Source organism: Cohnella lubricantis, from assembly GCF_014212015.1.
GTDB lineage: Bacteria > Bacillota > Bacilli > Paenibacillales > Paenibacillaceae > Cohnella > Cohnella lubricantis.
In genome coordinates this window covers 15,295-32,145 of record NZ_JACJVN010000059.1, presented here as the reverse complement: position 1 = coordinate 32,145, position 16,851 = coordinate 15,295, and the positions used below count along the sequence as shown (strand labels likewise).

Genomic DNA, 16,851 nt, shown 5'->3' with positions numbered 1-16,851 from the left:
TGGGCTGAGGCGCAAGCCGCTGAACCGAAGAACGTTCCGACGGAACGCTATATGGATTCAGCTGGATCAAGCGAGCCAAGGCCAAGTAGGGTGGAACCGCGGGACATACGCTCCCGTCCCTACGTCTGCAGAGAGCGGACGTGGAGACGGGGGCTTTTTCTATTGTTTTCGAACCGTGGCGTGGCCTAGGTGCGGCGCAGCGGCGGAACCCCTTTTCTAAACGGATGTTCGAATGCGGTAGATTACGCCATTCAGACGCTCCCCCGGGAGCAGAAGGAGTCGAAGAAGAATGCCGAAGATGAACTTTCAGCAGATGATGCTGACGCTGCAGCAGTTCTGGGCGGAACAGAACTGCATCGTTGTGCAGCCTTACGATGTGGAGAAGGGTGCGGGCACGATGAATCCGATGACGTTCCTGCGCGCGATCGGTCCCGAGCCGTGGAACGTCGCTTATGTGGAGCCTTCACGCCGTCCGGCGGACGGCCGTTACGGGGAGAACCCGAACCGCCTGTACCAGCATCACCAATTCCAGGTTATTATGAAGCCGTCGCCGGATAACATCCAGGAGCTGTACCTGGAGAGCTTGAGGCGCCTCGGCATCGATCCTCGCGACCATGACATCCGGTTCGTCGAAGACAACTGGGAGAACCCATCGCTCGGCTGCGCGGGACTTGGCTGGGAAGTGTGGCTGGACGGCATGGAGATAACCCAGTTCACTTATTTCCAGCAAGTCGGCGGGATCGAGTGCCATCCGGTGTCCGCGGAGATCACTTATGGCATGGAGCGGCTGGCTTCTTATATTCAAGACAAAGAGAACGTGTACGACCTCGAATGGGTAGAAGGCTTCAGCTACGGCGACGTGTTCAAGCATCCCGAGTACGAGCATTCCAAATATACGTTCGAAGTGTCCGATGCCGCGATGCTGTTCCAGCTGTTCTCGACTTACGAGGCCGAAGCGAAGCGTGCGATGGATGAGAATCTGGTTTTCCCCGCATACGACTATGTCCTGAAATGCTCGCATACGTTCAACCTGCTGGACGCGCGCGGCGCGGTCAGCGTAACGGAGCGTACGGGCTACATCGGCCGGGTGCGGAATCTGGCGCGTCAAGTAGCCGCAACCTTCCTGCAGGAGCGGGAGCGTCTCGGATTCCCGCTGCTGAAGAGAGGAGTGGAGATCGATGGCTAAAGATTTGCTGTTAGAGATCGGGCTGGAGGAAGTGCCTGCGCGTTTCGTGCGCGCCGCGATGGACCAGCTCAAGGAGAAGACAGAGAAGTGGCTGGAGAGCAGCCGTCTGACCTATAAAGAAGTGAAGGCTTATGCGACACCGCGCCGTCTCGCCGTTCTGGTCGAGGAGCTGGCGGAGAAGCAAGCGGATGTGAGCGAAGAAGTGAAGGGACCGGCTCGCAAGATTGCGAAGGACGAGTCCGGCGCTTGGTCCAAGGCAGCGCTAGGCTTCGCGCGCAGCCAAGGCGTAGAGCCGGAAGAACTGTTCTTCAAGGAACTCGCAGGTGTGGAGTACGTCTATGCCAACAAATCCAGCATCGGTGTAGAGACTGCATCGCTGTTGCCGGAGGCGCTGACTGCGTTGATCACTTCGCTCACGTTCCCGAAAAATATGCGTTGGGGCTCGTACGAGCTTCGCTATGTCCGTCCCATTCGCTGGATCGTCGCCCTGCACGGCGCGGACGTCGTGCCGTTCGAGATTACGGGCGTGGCGACCGGCCGCACGACGCGCGGCCACCGGTTCCTCGGCAACGACGCGGTGATCGATGAGCCTTCGCAATACGCGGCGAAGCTGCGCGAGCAGCATGTCATCGCGGACGTCGAAGAACGCGAAGCGCTTATCGTAGAGGGTATCCGCAAGCTGGGCGAAGAACGCGGCTGGCATATCGCGGTCAAGGACGATCTGCTCGAGGAAGTGCTCTTCCTCGTCGAGACGCCGACCGTCTTGACCGGCTCGTTCGATCCCGCCTTCCTCAACATCCCGCAGGAAGTGCTCATCACCTCGATGCGCGAGCATCAGCGGTATTTCCCGGTGCTGAACGCGGAAGGCAAGCTGCAGCCGTACTTCGTGACGGTCCGCAACGGCGACTCGCAGTCGCTGGACGTTGTATCGAAGGGCAACGAGAAGGTGCTGCGCGCCCGTCTCTCCGATGCGAAGTTCTTCTATGAGGAAGACCAGAAGGCGAAGATTCCGGACTTCCTCGCGAAGCTGGAGAACATCGTCTATCACGAGGAGCTCGGCACGGTGGCCGACAAGGTGCGCCGCATCCGCGTCGTCGCGGATCGCTTGGCGTCTCAGCTTCGATTGGACGATACGGCCCGCGCCGACGTCTCCCGAGCCGCCGATCTGTGCAAGTTCGACCTCGTGACGCAGATGGTCTATGAGTTCCCCGAGCTGCAAGGCATCATGGGCGAGGATTACGCGCTGAAGGCCGGCGAGAAGAGCGCCGTCGCGAAGGCGATCAACGAGCACTACTCGCCGCGCAACGCAGGCGACACGCCGCCGGAGTCATTGATCGGCGCCATCGTCGGCATCGCCGACAAGCTCGACACGATCGTCGGCTGCTTCTCGATCGGCATCGTGCCGACAGGCTCGCAAGACCCGTATGCGCTGCGCCGCCAGGCGTCGGGCATCGTGTCGACGCTGCTGGCGCATGAGCTGGAGCTGACGCTGCCGGAGCTGTTCCGGCTGGGGCTGGACGTTCACGCCGCCGCTCGCCCGCTGAAGCGGGAAGCGTTCGATATCGCGAAGGATCTCGGCGAATTCTTCTCGCTGCGCGTGAAGAACGTGCTGACCGAGCAGCAGATCCGCTACGACATCGTCGACGCGGTGCTCGGCGCTGGCACGGGCGACGTCCGCCGCACGATTCTGCGGGCGCAGGCGCTGCAAGCCGAGGCGGATGAGAGCCGCAAGGAAGCGTTCCGTCCGGCGGTGGAAGCGTTCGGCCGGGTGTGCAATCTTGCCGCCAAAGCCGGCGATTCGCGCCAGGTGGACGCCCGCCTGTTCGAGCATGCCGCCGAAGGCGCGCTGTACGAAGCATGGCAGCAGGCGCACGGACAATTCACGAAGGCGCTGGTGGAAGCGCGCGCGGTGGATGCGCTTGAGGCGCTCAAGTCGATGACGAGCGCGATCAACGAATTTTTCGACGCGGTTATGGTCATGGCTGACGACGAAGCGGTTCGAAGCAACCGCCTGTCGCTGCTCGCTAATATTGCCGACGACGTCAAGACGTTCGCCGACTTCTCGAAGTGGGTTGGCTGAGAAATCGACTAGGGGGCGATGACGATGGCGTCAGGAAGCTTGACGGTCTATGTCGTATCCGACTCCGCCGGCGATACCGGCGAGCTGGCCGTGCGAGCGGCGGCGGCGCAATTCCATCCGCTCGAAGTGCAAATTCGGCGCGTCGGGTTCATCTCGACGACCGAGGCGATCGAGGCCGTGCTGGACATGGCCTCCTGCGATAACGGCGTTCTGCTCTACACGCTGGTCATTCCAAAGCTGCGGGAATATATGAACGAGCGCGCCGAAGCGAAGGGGGTCGTCACCATCGACCTCCTCGGCCCTCTCATCGAGAATATGGAGCGGCTGTTCGGCAGGCCGTCGCGGCATGAGCCCGGCTTGAACCATGTGCTGGACGCCGACTACTTCCGCAAAGTGGAGGCGGTGGAGTTCGCCGTTCGCTACGACGATGCCCGAGATGTCACCGGCATTATGAAGGCGGACATTGTGCTGACCGGCGTCTCTCGGACCTCGAAGACGCCGCTGTCGATGGTGCTCGCGCACAAGACGTACAAGGTGGCCAATGTTCCGCTGGTGCCGGAGCTGGTTCCGCCGAGGGAGCTGTTCCTCGTCAACCCGAAGAAGGTGATCGGGCTGACGATTCGCGCCGACGCCTTGAACGCCATTCGCAAGGAGCGGCTCAAAGCGCTCGGGCTTCCGGACTCCGCCTCTTATGCGACGCAGGAGAGAATCGAGCAGGAATTGAAGTATGCAAGCCAGATCATGAGCCGTATCGGCTGCGCCGTCATCGACGTGTCGAGCAAAGCGGTGGAGGAGACCGCCAGCCTGATCATTGAGCATCTGGAGCTCAAGTGAAGGTGACCGCCGACCGCTGTCCTGTCTAATTGCCAATTAGTTCTATGACCAGTCATTCCGATTCGGAATGGCTGGTTGTTGCATGAAGCGGCATTAGAGGGAACAATTGTAATTTCTTCGACAAATTTGCACCAGAAGTCTTGACATCCCCCGTCGCAAGGTTTATCATTTTGAAATTTAATGGGGCGAAGGCAGGATTTTGCACGCGATTAGCGTATATAATAATACGGCAAACTTTGGACGGGACGAGTGGTGATGTCGGATGATCCCGTTAAGGAATCGGGTGGTAGTGGATGGAGACGCATGCCCGGTCAAAGCGGAGATTGCCCAGACCGTTCGCGATTGCGGAGCCGCCGCCTTAATGGTCTCTTCGCACAATCATCGGCTCGTGCCGGAGCCGGGCGTGGAGATCGTGACGGTAGATGCCGGCGACCAGGCAGCCGATTTGTATATCGCGAATGCGATCACAAGGTCGGATGTGCTGGTGACGGGCGATTATGGCTTGGCTGCTCTCGGATTGGCCAAAGGCGCTGCGGTGCTCACTCCTAGGGGCAAGCGAATAACGGAGGACGATATCGACGGTCTGCTCGCCCAGAGGCATCACTCCGCCAGACTTCGCCGGGGAGGCAAACGAACCAAGGGTCCGCCTCCATTCACCGAAGAAGACCGCGCCAGATTTCTACAAAAACTGACTTTTCTATTGCGGGGGATGCAGGAGAATCAGCTGCCTTAGCGAAGATTATAACGTGCCGTGTCTAACCGATCCGCCGTCCCATTAACGGAGGTTCGTCCGGGCGGATTCTGAAGAGTAGCGGCGCGTTGCGCGCGCCTTCAATCGGAAGAATCGCGTCAAGAGAAGGTGAAATAGAATGAACTACGGCATGATACCGCAGGAGACGATCGACGAGGTGCTCCGCCGTTACGACATTGCGGAGACGGTGGGGCGTTACGTTCATCTGACGAAGCAAGGCAAGTACCTCAAGGGGCTGTGTCCGTTCCACTCCGAGAAGACGCCTTCGTTCACCGTGACGCCGGAGAAGCAGATCTATCATTGCTACGGCTGCGGCAAAGGCGGCAACGTGATCAAGTTTGTCATGGAGATGGAGAATGAGACGTTCCCCGAGGCCGTGAAGCGAATGGCTGAAGAAGCCGGCATTGCCGTGACATGGTCTCATGGAGGGACGGATCACGAAGAGCTCACTCCTCGGCAGAAGGAACAGGAGAAGCTGCGCGAAGCCAATGAATTCGCGAAGAAGCTGTTCACGTTCGTTCTGCGCAACACGGCAGCCGGCAAGCCTGCGATGGATTACCTGCGTTCGCGCGGATTCACGGACAAGCTGATCGAGGAATTCGGAATCGGCTATGCGCCATCGCGTTGGGATACGCTGGAGAAGGCGCTGGCGCGCAACGGCTTCGACTTGCCGGAGATGGAGCAAGGCGGACTGCTCTTAAAGAAGCAGGAAAGCGAAGGATATGTGGACCGGTTCCGCGATCGGGTCATGTTCCCGATCAACGGCAACGACGGGCGGGCTATCGCTTTCGCCGGAAGGCTGATGAGCGACGGACAGCCGAAGTACTTGAACTCGCCGGAGACGCCGCTGTTCGCCAAGAGCCGGACGCTGTACCGGCTGTATGAAGCTCGCGGAGCAATCCGCAAGACGAGGCAGGCGGTGCTGTTCGAAGGCTATGTAGATGTGATCAAGGCATGGTCGGCCGGCGTGACGAACGGAGTCGCCACGATGGGAACGGCGCTAACCGCCGATCATGCGGCCGTGCTCAGACGGTTCGCCGACGAAGTCATCGTCTGCTATGACGGAGACGACGCGGGACAAGCGGCTGCGGCCAAGAGCTTGCCGCTGCTGGAGCAAGCGGGATTTCAAGTGCGGGTTGGGCTGCTTCCCCCAGGTATGGATCCGGATGAATATATCGGATCTTACGGCCCGGAAGCGTTCGTCCGGGAAGTGATCGAGGGGGCCGTGTCGGCCATTAAATTTAAGCTCATCTATTTAAGGAAATCCCATATACTCCTAGAAGATGATGGGAAGATCCGGTATTTGCGGGATGCAGTTAAGCTGGTGGCCCGCCAAGACTCTCCGACAGAACGGGAGATTCTGCTGAAGGAGCTGTCGCAGGAATTCAACATTTCGCTCGATACGCTTAAGCAGGAAACGGCGGATGTTCGCAGACAAGAGAAATTGGGAACATCTGGGGATATTCCGGACGGAACGTGGAATAATGTATGGAATGAATACCGATCAGGGGCCAGACACCCTCCTTTAGAGCCTGCGTACCTTCAAGCGGAACGGCGGCTCATTTCCTGGATGATGCAGGATGCGCAGACGGCCTTCCTCGTCCAGAATCGGATGGGGGACCGTTTCTACGTAGAGGATCACGCCGCTGTCGCTGCTTATTTATATAGTTATTATTCGCAAGGCAACGTTCCGGATGTCGGTCGGTTCATCTCGTTCTTGCAGGATGACCGGCTGGAACGGACAGTTACAGCCATCGCGCTTGAAGACGCTCCTTTCGACGAGAGAGCACTGGAAGATTGTCTTCGAACAGTTGGCCAGGCATCGCTCGTTCGTGATATCGAGCGCAAGAAAGAAGAGATGCTTCGAGCGGAACGAGCTGGCGACATTGCGCTTGCCGTACAGATTGGAACAGAGATTATTGCCCTGGAGAAGAAGCGGAAGGAAGGATAACCGCTGCGAATCCGGGGAGGAGGGAGTCGGAAATGGCGAACGATCAACACACCGGGTTGGAGACGGAATTAACGCTCGAGCAAGTCAAAGCCCAAATGATTGAGCAGGGCAAGAAAAAGGGAGCCCTGACCTATAAAGATATTATGGAGAAGCTGTCTCCATACGATCAGGACGCGGATCAGATCGACGAGTTCTTCGAGCAGCTGGCTGATCTTGGCATCGAAGTCGTTAACGATCATGACGAGATTGGCCGTTCGAACGATGAAGAGGGCCACGACGAGTTCAGCTTCGACGATGACCTGTCCTTGCCGCCAGGCATCAAGATCAATGATCCCGTTCGGATGTATTTGAAGGAGATCGGACGAGTACCATTGCTTGGTGCCGACGATGAAGTCGAACTGGCGAAGAAGATCGAGACCGGCGGATATGAAGGCGAAGAAGCGAAGAAGAGATTGGCGGAAGCCAACCTTCGTCTCGTCGTCAGCATCGCCAAGCGTTACGTCGGACGAGGCATGCTCTTCCTGGATTTGATTCAAGAAGGCAACATGGGATTGCTGAAGGCGGTCGAGAAATTCGACCATACGAAGGGTTACAAGTTCAGTACGTACGCGACTTGGTGGATTCGCCAGGCCATTACGCGGGCCATTGCGGACCAAGCCCGAACGATCCGGATTCCAGTTCACATGGTGGAGACGATCAACAAGCTGATCCGCGTATCCCGCCAACTGCTGCAGGAGCTTGGACGCGAACCGACGCCGGAAGAGATTGCTGAACAGATGGAACTGAGCGTGGACAAAGTTCGCGAGATTATGAAGATCGCGCAGGAGCCGGTATCGCTGGAGACGCCGATCGGCGAAGAAGACGATTCGCATCTGGGCGACTTCATTGAGGACCAAGAGGCTCTCGCTCCGGCTGATGCTGCCGCTTATGAGCTGCTGAAGGAGCAATTGGAAGATGTTCTGGATACGCTCACGGAGAGAGAAGAGAACGTGCTGCGTCTTCGCTTCGGCCTTGACGACGGACGGACGCGGACATTGGAAGAAGTCGGCAAAGTATTTGGCGTTACGCGCGAACGGATTCGCCAGATCGAGGCGAAGGCGCTGCGCAAGCTTCGCCATCCGAGCCGCAGCAAGCGGCTAAAAGATTTCCTCGAATAAGCCGATACAGGTATTAGCCTGTTTAGGGGGACCTTCTGCCGAGACGGCTCGAAGGTCTTTTTGTTCAATTGCGGCGAGAGGAGCCGGATTCATGCCAGTATCGGAAGATGAGAAGAAGAAGCTAATCGTCAAAGAAATCGAATCATGGCAGCGGGGCAAGATGCTTCCCGATCAATATTGCAACTTCTTGCTCAATTTATATTTGGACGATCTGTCCGATCGGCCGAAGAATGCGGTCGGAGCGGCGATGCGCAAAATCGGGAAAGCAACCGGCAAACAATGGTTCCTTTCATTTGGAATTTTTGTATTGATTTGTTTGGTTGTACTTCATTTTAGCGTGTTTCCCCTCGTATTGCAAATCGGGCTGATCGGCCTGGGAACCGCCGGATTCATCGCCGCAGGCGTGAGATGGCGTGCCGATCTGCCGCATCGGGCTTATTTGTTTATCGGTTCGGGCATGCTTCTTCTGCCGGGAGCCGGCATTGCGGTGCTTCGCCTTCACGGCTGGGAATCCGGAGCTGGCCCAATGGTGCTGCTCATGGTGTGTGCGATCGTCTGGATTGCATGCGGCATCGCGGTCAGATTCGGTGTGCTGCACTGGTTCGGGTGGCTTGCGATTATTGCGTTGTACGCGATAACGCTGGCCAAGCGAGCCTCGGATCCTTCCGCGCTGGAAGTGCAGATTTTCTGGCTGCCTGCATCGCTGCTGTTCGCGTGGCTTAGCTGGTTTATACACGTGAAGCTTCGTTCGGCTGGAACAGTGCTATTCGCGACGGCGCTTATCTTGTGGTTCATGCCGGAGATTTACGCGGCTCTTCTGCATATGGATGAGCAGCAGATTCAGATTGGCTTGCTGATTAAGACGGCTCTGCTCGGGTTCGGGTTATACAGGTTCAGAAAACAATGGATGGAATGGGTTGTTGGTTCATGATGCAATCGCAAAATAACGGTTCTGGCGCGAAGCTGTCAGAGCGGCTCTCCGCACTCGCGGCTTGGGTCCCTCAGGGCGCTCGCTTCGCGGATATCGGAACGGATCATGCGCTTCTGCCGGTTTATTTGGCGGAGGCGGGCAGGGTAAAGTCGGCTGTGGCCGGCGATGTGAACAAAGGGCCGGTCGAAGCGGCAAGACGGCAAGTAGCTTCAGCGGGGTTAAATGACATCATCTCGGTTCGTCAAGGAGATGGGTTGACGGTGCTTGCGCCGGGAGAAGTCGATACGGTGTGCATCGCAGGAATGGGCGGAAGCCTGATGGTGCGCTTGCTGAACCAAGCGGGCGAACGATTGGATGGCGTCCGCACGTTGATTCTGTCTCCGCATGTCGCTGAAGACCAAGTGAGACATTGGCTTGTCGGGCATGCGTATGTGCTGGAAGGCGAGCGGCTGATCGAGGAGGACGGCGAGATCTACACGGTGCTGCGGGCGGTTCAAGCCGATCGGCAAGAAGCCGATCGGCGCAACGGAGAGCTGTACGATCCAAGCGGATTGGGCTTCAAGGTACCGGCTGCGTCCGCCATACCGCAGGAGCTGCTGTACGAGATGGGTCCCCTGCTGCTTCGCAGTTCAGATGAAGCGTTCCGCCGGAAGTGGCTGGCGGAGATCGCGAAGCGGGAGACGATCATCGGCCGGCTGCGTCTGTCAACGGGCGAAGAAGCGGTCCGCAAAGCGAAGGAATGGGAAGAGACGATTCGGATGCTGAAGGAGGTGCTCGCATGCTGGCCCGCGGAGAGACTGTCATCCAACTGATGGAGCAGCTGGCGCCGAAGCATTATGCGGTGCCGGACGATCGGATCGGTCTGCAGATCGGTTCGCTGCGCAAGGAGATCCGGAAGGCGCTCGTGACGCTGGACGTGACGCCTGCCGTCGTAGAGGAAGCGGTCCGGATCGGCGCCGAGCTTATTCTCGCGCACCACGCGCCGCTGTACCGTCCGCTTAAGCACCTGCAGACGGATACGCCGGAAGGCGCCCTGATGGCGAGTCTGATCAAGAACGACATCGCCGTCTATGTCGCGCATACGAATCTCGATACGGCTGACGGCGGCATGAATGATTGGATGGCTGAAGCGCTCGGGCTGGAAGGCCGAGGCGTGCTGGAGGAAGTCCATACCGACAAGCTGTTTAAACTGGCCGTGTTCGTGCCGATCAGCCATCAAGACGCCGTTCGCGATGCGATGTTCCAGGCAGGCGCGGGCTGGATTGGCAATTACAGCCGCTGCAGCTTTAACATCGAAGGCACCGGCACGTTCCTGCCGAGCGAAGGGACGAATCCTTATCTCGGCAAGCCGGGCAAGCTGGAACGGGCTGCCGAGGTGCGGATCGAGACCGTTGTGCCGCACAGCGTTCACCGGAAGGTCATTCAAGCGATGCTGAAGGCGCATCCTTACGAAGAGGTTGCTTACGACCTGTACCCGATGGATTTGAAGGGCCGAACGTTCGGTTTGGGCCGCGTAGGCGTTCTGCCGCAGCCGGAGACGCTGGACGCCTTCGCCGAACGGGTTAAATCAGCCTTCGACGTCCCATTCGTTCGCATCGTCGGCGACGGATCCCGCAGTATCCGCAAGGTGGCGGTGCTCGGCGGCTCCGGCTCGCGCTACATCCGTCATGCCAAGTTCGCCGGCGCCGACGTGCTTGTGACCGGAGACATCGACTATCACACAGCGCATGACGCCGACGCCATGGGGCTAGCCATCGTCGATCCCGGACACAACGCAGAGAAGATCATGAAGCCGAAGACAGCGCAATGGCTGGAGGAGCGGCTGCGGGAGAAGGGCTATGCCACCGAAGTCATCGCGTCCTGTATCAACACAGAGCCGTTTAAGCTTCGTTAAGCCGGGGCGCGGCTTAAGCGATCCGCCCCATTTCCGACAATCATTGCCGTTGTGTCGAAGCGCAATTCGCGTTATACTAATCGTTGCGTATCGGAAAGTTTGACAGACAATCGCTGGCGGCACTTGTGCCGCGAGAGGAAAGTCCGGGCTCCATAGGGCAGGATGCTGGATAACGTCCAGTCGGCGCGAGCCGAAGGATAGTGCCACAGAAATGGACCGCCGATGACAATCCCCGCAAAGTGACGTTAAGCTGCGAAGCTTAATCCGATTACTTTGCGGGGGCCCCGATAAACTTTATTGGGGTTTGTACAGGCAAGGGTGGAACCGTGGTGTAAGAGACCACGAGGGGCATGGGTGACTATGCCCCTGGTAAACCCCATCTGGAGCAAGACCTAATGGAACGCAGCGGCTCTCGAAGCCGCAGCCCTTGCCCGGGGCGCGTTCGGGTTGGTCGCTGGAGCGTGCCGGCAACGGCAAGCCTAGATAGATGATTGTCGCTTCCATCCGTGGGAGGGCCGCCAGGTCCGCGGTACCACCGGAAGTACAGAACCCGGCTTACGGCAAACTTTCCGGCAAGCAACTTAAAGCCCCCAAGGCGTATGCCTTGGGGGCTTTAAGTCGTTACGGCGGCTTTACCGTGCATGCTTGCCGCAGAATGTGTTATGCGGCGGGAGTCTCGTCTTCTGGCTCTTCGCCGAATCTCTTCATCATTAGCAATAGTACGGTAATCAGGACAAAAGCGATAAGAGCCAGCAGAGGAATCGTAATGAAGCCGAACCAGTCGAGATAATCGACGTTGCAAGGAACGCCCGTCCGGCACGGGAGCAGGCTGTCCAGACCGGGAACCTTTTGCTCCATATAATGGTACAACGAGAACAGGCCGCCGATAACGCTGAGCGGCAAGACGTAGCCTGCGATGCTGCGGTCATCCTTGAGCGCTGCGCGCCCCAGCAGGAGCGCGAGAGGGTACATGAAGATGCGCTGGAACCAGCACAGATTGCAAGGGATGTAGTGCAAGATCTCGCTTAAGTAGAGGCTGCCGCCGGTCGCCGCGAGCGACACCAGCCAGGCCATATAAAGGCCGTAGTTCCGAATCCAAGCCGACACGTCGCGGCCCCCTTCGTAGTCTGTCTATTCCGCTTCCTTCAACGCTTTGTCAATCTCGGCTTTTAACCGGTCGGTGTCCAGCGCCTGCTTGTCGGTCAACTGCACGCCATTCAACAGCACAGTCGGCGTTCCCGGGAATCGGTGGCTCGATGCCAGTTCGTATTGGGCATCCACTTCATCCTTGTAGGTCTGGTTGTCGATATCCGACTTCAGCGTATCGTAGTCGATCTGAAGCTTCAGATTCTTCGCCAGATTCACGAGATACTCCGGGGTAGCCCAGGTCGTTCTCTCGTCCTGCTGATTCTGGAAGAGGGCGTCGTAGTATTTCCAGAACTCGTCCTCATTCTGATGGAAGACTGATTGCGCGGCAAGCGCCGCATAGGTGGAGTCCGACTCCGGCGAGATAATCGGATAGTTTAAGAATGAGATCGACACCAAGCCTTTATCGACGTAGTCCTTCTTGATCTCGGGCAGGATGCTCAAGCTGAACGCCTGGCAGGTCGGACACTTGAAGTCGACGAATTCAGCCAGCTTCACTTTGGCGTCGGCCGAACCGAGCGTCGGCACTTGATCATAGTCAATCGCGATCGGCTTCGGCTTCGGCTGGAAGACAAACGCGAAGACGATAAGCGCGACAACGACTACGACAGTCGACCAAACCAGAATCTTTTTATTTCTCTTTCTCTTAAGCTCCTGTTGTTGGCGAAGCTTCTTGATTTCCGCTTTGCTCTGGGCTTTCTGCAATGACCTCTTCCTTTCTCCCCATCGGTACCGATAAGTGCCTGCTGATCCACAATCTATTGTACAAGCAATTGCTTAAAAATTCATGAGAACGGCGCAGATTTCGCAAAAATGCCTCGAACGAAAACGCGGGAACGCGCTTCGGTTCGAGGCAGGCGTTGGATAACTGGATAGAGGTTTAGAGAATTATCTTGAGAATGAACGAACTCCCAGCCCGACCGGCGAAAATAATTGATATTAATTCGCGAAGAACGAGTTCCTCGCTCGCTGGGCGTATTACCGTTGCATTAAGCGCCGCCGAACAGCCTGCTCAGTTGCTGCCGAATCCAATCCGGCAGCGTCTGCGCCGGCTCCGTGAGATCCGACGGCGCTTGATCGGCGTTGGCCGCTCCTGCCGTTCCTGCGGCGTCAGTCTCGCTGCGGGTGCTGGCCGCTTTGACCGCCGCATTCACATCGATCTGCCCGTAGCCGTACTGGCTGTCCTTGCCGGCAGCGCCTAAATCTTTGGCGGTCTGACGAAGTAAGGCCATGACCTGTTCATTGCTCAGGCCGGGATTGGCCGACCGCACCAACGACGCGAGCGCCGATACGTGCGGGCAAGCCATCGACGTGCCGGAGAGGGCGGCGTAGCGGCTGCCAGGATACGTGCTGGCGATCGATGTGCCCGGCGCCGCTACGTCGATATAATCGCCATAGTTCGAATATTCGGCGAGGCTCTCGTCCGGGTCGGTCGCTCCGACGGCGAACACCTCCGGATAAGCGGCAGGATAGCCGGGTCGGTCGGTGTTGTCGTTGCCGCTGGCAGCGATAAGCACGACGCCGTGGTCGTAGGCGTACTTGATCGCCTCATGCAGGAATTGGGCTTCGGCGTAGTTGCCTAAGCTCATGTTAATGACATCCGCGCCGTGGTCCGTCGCCCACAAGATTCCTTCGGCCACGGAGTACGTCGTTCCAGCGCCTGTACTGTCCAACGCCTTAACCGGCATTATCTTCGTGAACCAGGTCATGCCGGCGATGCCTTCGTTGTTGTTGACCTGAGCGGCGATAATGCCCGCTACATGCGTGCCGTGTCCGACATCGTCGTCAGGCGGCTGCGACGGATCAATGACGTTGTAGCCCTCCACCAGACGGCCTTGAAGGTCCGGGTGGTCGGCCTGCACGCCTGTGTCCACGATAGCCACAATCATATCGTCCTCGCCGCGGGTGACGTTCCAGCCTTTCTCCGTGGCAATCTCCGGCAGGTTCCATTGATACTGGTTGTACAGCGTATCGTTAGGCACGACATTGGCTTTGACGTCGGAGCCTGTCTTCACGTCATTCGTTAAATAGAGATAGTGCGGCTCCATGAAGATCGGGTTCCATTTGGCAAAATAGGCTTTTAGCTCATCCATCTTATGCGTCTTGGAGCGGAACAAATAAATCGAATCGCGGTGCCTGACGACCGACAGGCTTAACTCCTTATGCAATTGCAGGAGCTCCCGCGGCGTCAGCGGCTCCCGGAATTTAACGACAATCTCGTCCACGGCGTAGTGGCTGGCGTTGCCGTTGTCCTCGCCATTGCGAACCGTCGTATCTTGATTCGTATTCGGCTTGACAGATTCGACGCGATAGCGGCCTTCCGCCGGATAAGGCGTCAGCCGCATATTGCGGCGCTGATGCCGTTCTACTTCCTCGATGACGTCCGTACGGACAAGAGCGGTCACGCCTTCGCCCGGTTTGCCGCTCGGCTGCGCCAGCACGAAGTGGCTCTTGCCGCCGTAACGGAATGTTGGCGATTCATAGGCCTGGCCTTGCTTCAAAGCTGCTTTGGCTTCATCCATATGCTTGGTAGCAGCCCGAAGCAGCCCTTGCGGCGCTTTGCCCTCCATAATCGTCTTGCCTCCCGAGACCCATGAGACCGATATCATATGGGGATGATCCTTTACCGCTTGCCGCAAATGGGAGGCTTTCTCGCCGTCTGCCAGCGCCGCATGTTCCTTCAAGAAATGGGACATATCGCGGGTACAGTCGATGCGGCATAGCTTCTCCGTCGCTTGCATGTCCTGGAGAACCCGGGCGTGCTTGGAAGCCGTCTCTTCGGCCACGGTCCTTGCGCGAGGCGGTGAAGCGCCGTTCCGAATGGGAGACGGAGCAGGGGAGACGGCGTATGGACTTGGAGAAGCGCCAGGCGATTTGGCAACCCGCGGAGGCACGACCAACGGAACGAGGAACAGGGCGACGGCAACCGTGAACAGCAATCCAACCCATTCGGAACGGCGCATCCGGATTGACCTCCTTCGCAAGTATATCGGGATTAAGAGCTATGATTAGGTTGAGGAGGCGGGTCAAAATTATACGGCAATTTTCTGCCCTGGCAGTACCGTTTCCGTCCGATTTATGGTACGATGATTTTGATTGTCGCCGCGTCTATACGCCGCGATGCTTTTGTGATGAACACTTATGAATATTCAGCTTGACCCGCCCATCCGAAGAAGCTCTCGGGCGCCGGAACTTCATTTGAGTTGCTTGTGGACAACGAAAGGGGAACGCATTTATGCAAAGCGCCAACGTAAAGGCGATTGCCGAATCCGCCAGGGACAAATTGAGAACAGCTATCAAAGAACTGGAATCCTTCTTGAACGCCAATGCTCTTCCGCAGCTAACGAACGAACAATCCACGGAGGAATCGATTGCCGTTCACGCGGGACTGCTCTCCGATCTGCGCCATTTGCTTGTCTTCTCCGAAGTGGCTTATGAGAAGCTCGGCGCCATTCTGCGCCGTCCGAATTTCGATCTGGACCTTGCGGAACGGACGCTTTATGAAGTTTACCATCAGTGCGTCAACTCGTTCTTCTACCCGAAGAATGAGGGGTATTCAGAAGACGGACGCTATGCCTATACAGGGCAAGATGCCATTCGTTTCCGCGCCAAGCCGGTACGAGCCGTTCGGGATGTCGTCATGAATATCTCCACGGTGTATGAAGAGCTGCGCGAGGAGCTGGCTTATTACGAGAGCGAGTACTTAACGCAACGCCGTATGCAGGGACAATCCAAGTAAGGAAGGTTCTGCGGCTGCGGCCTTCAACCCCCACCCTCCGATCCGCATACCGCAACTAGCGGTGCGCACACTACGATCGGGGGGTGAGTCATTTTATGCCGCAAGGCGTCGCTTGCAGTGTTAGCAATTGTTCGTATTGGGGCGAAGGCAACCGCTGCGCAGCCCAAGAGATCGCGATCGAGATTGATGCTCATGCGTATCGAGGTACCGGCGGCGAGGAATTCGCAGACGAGTTGTTCGGGGGACATCAAGATCAAGCGGATCAATCGTCGGAGACCTGTTGCCTTACCTTCAAGCCGAAAAGCTGATTTTCTCGATTCGACTTCCAGATGAGGGCGAATCTCCTAATCGGGTCTTTCCGAGCCTTGGGCTAATGTTGTACAATGGAAGGGATATGTACAACGATGACCCCAGGAGCGATAAGGAATGTCCGATATGAGAGTCACAACGGATCCGCGCATCATGAAGGAATTGCTTCTGTCCCAAATCATGTCGGGTATCGATCCCTTCGCCCAGTCGGTTCAAACCGCTCAGCAGGACGGAGACGGCGATAGCGTATTCGCGCAATTGCTTAGTCAATTGACGGCTCCTTCGCTCGATTCCCTCAACGGCTCGGACGACAACGATTCGCTGTTAGGCCTCGACCTGAACACAGGAGCAGCATCCTTGCAATCCATGCTTGGACTTAGCGGAGTCAGCGGGAACGCAGCCGGGCTGTTATCAAGAGAAGGCGATACATTCGCTTATGATGAACTCATTCAACAGGCGGCGGCTCAATTCGGAGTCGATCCCGCTTTGATCAAAGGCGTCATTCAATCGGAATCTTCTTTTCGTTCGGATGCCGTATCTTCCGCCGGAGCTAAAGGACTTATGCAGTTGATGGACGGTACCGCTCAAGGATTAGGCGTAACAGATTCGTTCGACCCTGCTCAGAATATTAGCGGCGGCACCCGGTATTTGTCCTATCTGCTGCGCAAATACGACGGCAGCGAAGCGGTGGCGCTCGCAGCGTACAACGCAGGTCCGGGAACGGTGGATAAGCTAGGCATCGGGGATGACCAGGAGCTTGCGTCCAAGCTGTCGTTGCTTCCGGAAGAGACGCAAGGCTATGTTCGGAAAGTGCTTCAAGCCCGCGACGCTTGGACTTCGCCAGCTTAATAGGCGAAGAGTAGAGCGAACGAG

At 57.5% G+C, this 16,851-nt stretch carries 15 protein-coding genes and 1 other RNA gene; 13 read left to right on the top strand and 3 right to left on the bottom strand.

The genetic code is table 11. From position 1 onward, the window contains the following. The first annotated feature begins 298 nt into the window (after positions 1-298). The 10 genes from glyQ to rnpB all read left to right on the top strand — a co-directional run bounded on the left by glyQ (position 299) and on the right by rnpB (position 11,357). Positions 299-1,186 (top strand): glycine--tRNA ligase subunit alpha, encoded by an 888-nt coding sequence (gene glyQ / locus H4Q31_RS15690; RefSeq protein ID WP_185180026.1) that lies wholly within the window; start codon positions 299-301, stop codon positions 1,184-1,186. After that, entirely contained in the window at positions 1,179-3,266 is a 2,088-nt protein-coding gene (gene glyS, locus H4Q31_RS15685; protein ID WP_185179998.1) for a glycine--tRNA ligase subunit beta, read from the top strand. The genes glyQ and glyS overlap by 8 nt, the downstream gene beginning before the upstream one ends. A gap of 24 nt (positions 3,267-3,290) precedes the next feature. After that, positions 3,291-4,100, top strand: coding sequence for a pyruvate, water dikinase regulatory protein (locus tag H4Q31_RS15680; RefSeq protein WP_185179997.1), 810 nt, complete (start codon positions 3,291-3,293; stop codon positions 4,098-4,100). A gap of 262 nt (positions 4,101-4,362) precedes the next feature. Continuing rightward, the gene (locus tag H4Q31_RS15675) at positions 4,363-4,833 is read left to right on the top strand and encodes a YaiI/YqxD family protein (RefSeq protein WP_185179996.1); all 471 of its coding nucleotides are present in this window, start codon (positions 4,363-4,365) and stop codon (positions 4,831-4,833) included. Positions 4,834-4,969: 136 nt separating this feature from the next. Continuing rightward, positions 4,970-6,802: a DNA primase gene (dnaG, locus tag H4Q31_RS15670; protein WP_185179995.1), complete on the top strand. Its 1,833-nt coding sequence runs from the start codon at positions 4,970-4,972 to the stop codon at positions 6,800-6,802. A gap of 32 nt (positions 6,803-6,834) precedes the next feature. After that, complete coding sequence (gene rpoD, locus H4Q31_RS15665; protein WP_185179994.1) at positions 6,835-7,959, top strand: RNA polymerase sigma factor RpoD; 1,125 nt, start codon at positions 6,835-6,837, stop codon at positions 7,957-7,959. 91 nt (positions 7,960-8,050) lie between these two features. After that, the gene (locus tag H4Q31_RS15660; RefSeq protein ID WP_185179993.1) at positions 8,051-8,890 is read left to right on the top strand and encodes a hypothetical protein; all 840 of its coding nucleotides are present in this window, start codon (positions 8,051-8,053) and stop codon (positions 8,888-8,890) included. Beyond that, on the top strand, positions 8,887-9,702 hold the full coding sequence (locus tag H4Q31_RS15655; protein WP_185179992.1) for a tRNA (adenine(22)-N(1))-methyltransferase: 816 nt from the start codon (positions 8,887-8,889) through the stop codon (positions 9,700-9,702). Before H4Q31_RS15660 ends, H4Q31_RS15655 begins: the two co-directional genes overlap by 4 nt. Further along, complete coding sequence (locus H4Q31_RS15650) at positions 9,669-10,784, top strand: Nif3-like dinuclear metal center hexameric protein (RefSeq protein ID WP_185179991.1); 1,116 nt, start codon at positions 9,669-9,671, stop codon at positions 10,782-10,784. Before H4Q31_RS15655 ends, H4Q31_RS15650 begins: the two co-directional genes overlap by 34 nt. Positions 10,785-10,878: 94 nt before the next feature. Continuing rightward, positions 10,879-11,357: RNase P RNA component class A (rnpB, locus tag H4Q31_RS15645), an RNA gene on the top strand. An 87-nt stretch (positions 11,358-11,444) separates the two neighbouring features. Here rnpB and H4Q31_RS15640 read toward each other — a convergent pair. From H4Q31_RS15640 to H4Q31_RS15630, 3 genes are all read right to left on the bottom strand, one after another. Next, a complete protein-coding gene (locus tag H4Q31_RS15640; protein ID WP_311771743.1) occupies positions 11,445-11,891 on the bottom strand; it encodes a disulfide oxidoreductase in 447 nt (148 codons plus the stop codon). Between the two features lie 24 nt (positions 11,892-11,915). Beyond that, positions 11,916-12,635: a DsbA family protein gene (locus tag H4Q31_RS15635; protein WP_185179990.1), complete on the bottom strand. Its 720-nt coding sequence runs from the start codon at positions 12,633-12,635 to the stop codon at positions 11,916-11,918. Positions 12,636-12,919: 284 nt separating this feature from the next. Beyond that, positions 12,920-14,893: a S8 family peptidase gene (locus tag H4Q31_RS15630; protein WP_185179989.1), complete on the bottom strand. Its 1,974-nt coding sequence runs from the start codon at positions 14,891-14,893 to the stop codon at positions 12,920-12,922. A 272-nt stretch (positions 14,894-15,165) separates the two neighbouring features. Here H4Q31_RS15630 and H4Q31_RS15625 point away from each other — a divergent pair, with 272 nt between their 5' ends. The 3 genes from H4Q31_RS15625 to H4Q31_RS15615 all read left to right on the top strand — a co-directional run bounded on the left by H4Q31_RS15625 (position 15,166) and on the right by H4Q31_RS15615 (position 16,827). Continuing rightward, entirely contained in the window at positions 15,166-15,669 is a 504-nt protein-coding gene (locus H4Q31_RS15625) for a DUF3907 family protein (RefSeq protein ID WP_185179988.1), read from the top strand. A gap of 95 nt (positions 15,670-15,764) precedes the next feature. Next, on the top strand, positions 15,765-15,977 hold the full coding sequence (locus H4Q31_RS15620; RefSeq protein ID WP_185179987.1) for a DUF1540 domain-containing protein: 213 nt from the start codon (positions 15,765-15,767) through the stop codon (positions 15,975-15,977). A 118-nt stretch (positions 15,978-16,095) separates the two neighbouring features. Beyond that, positions 16,096-16,827: a lytic transglycosylase domain-containing protein gene (locus H4Q31_RS15615; protein ID WP_245347460.1), complete on the top strand. Its 732-nt coding sequence runs from the start codon at positions 16,096-16,098 to the stop codon at positions 16,825-16,827. Positions 16,828-16,851 lie beyond the last annotated feature (24 nt).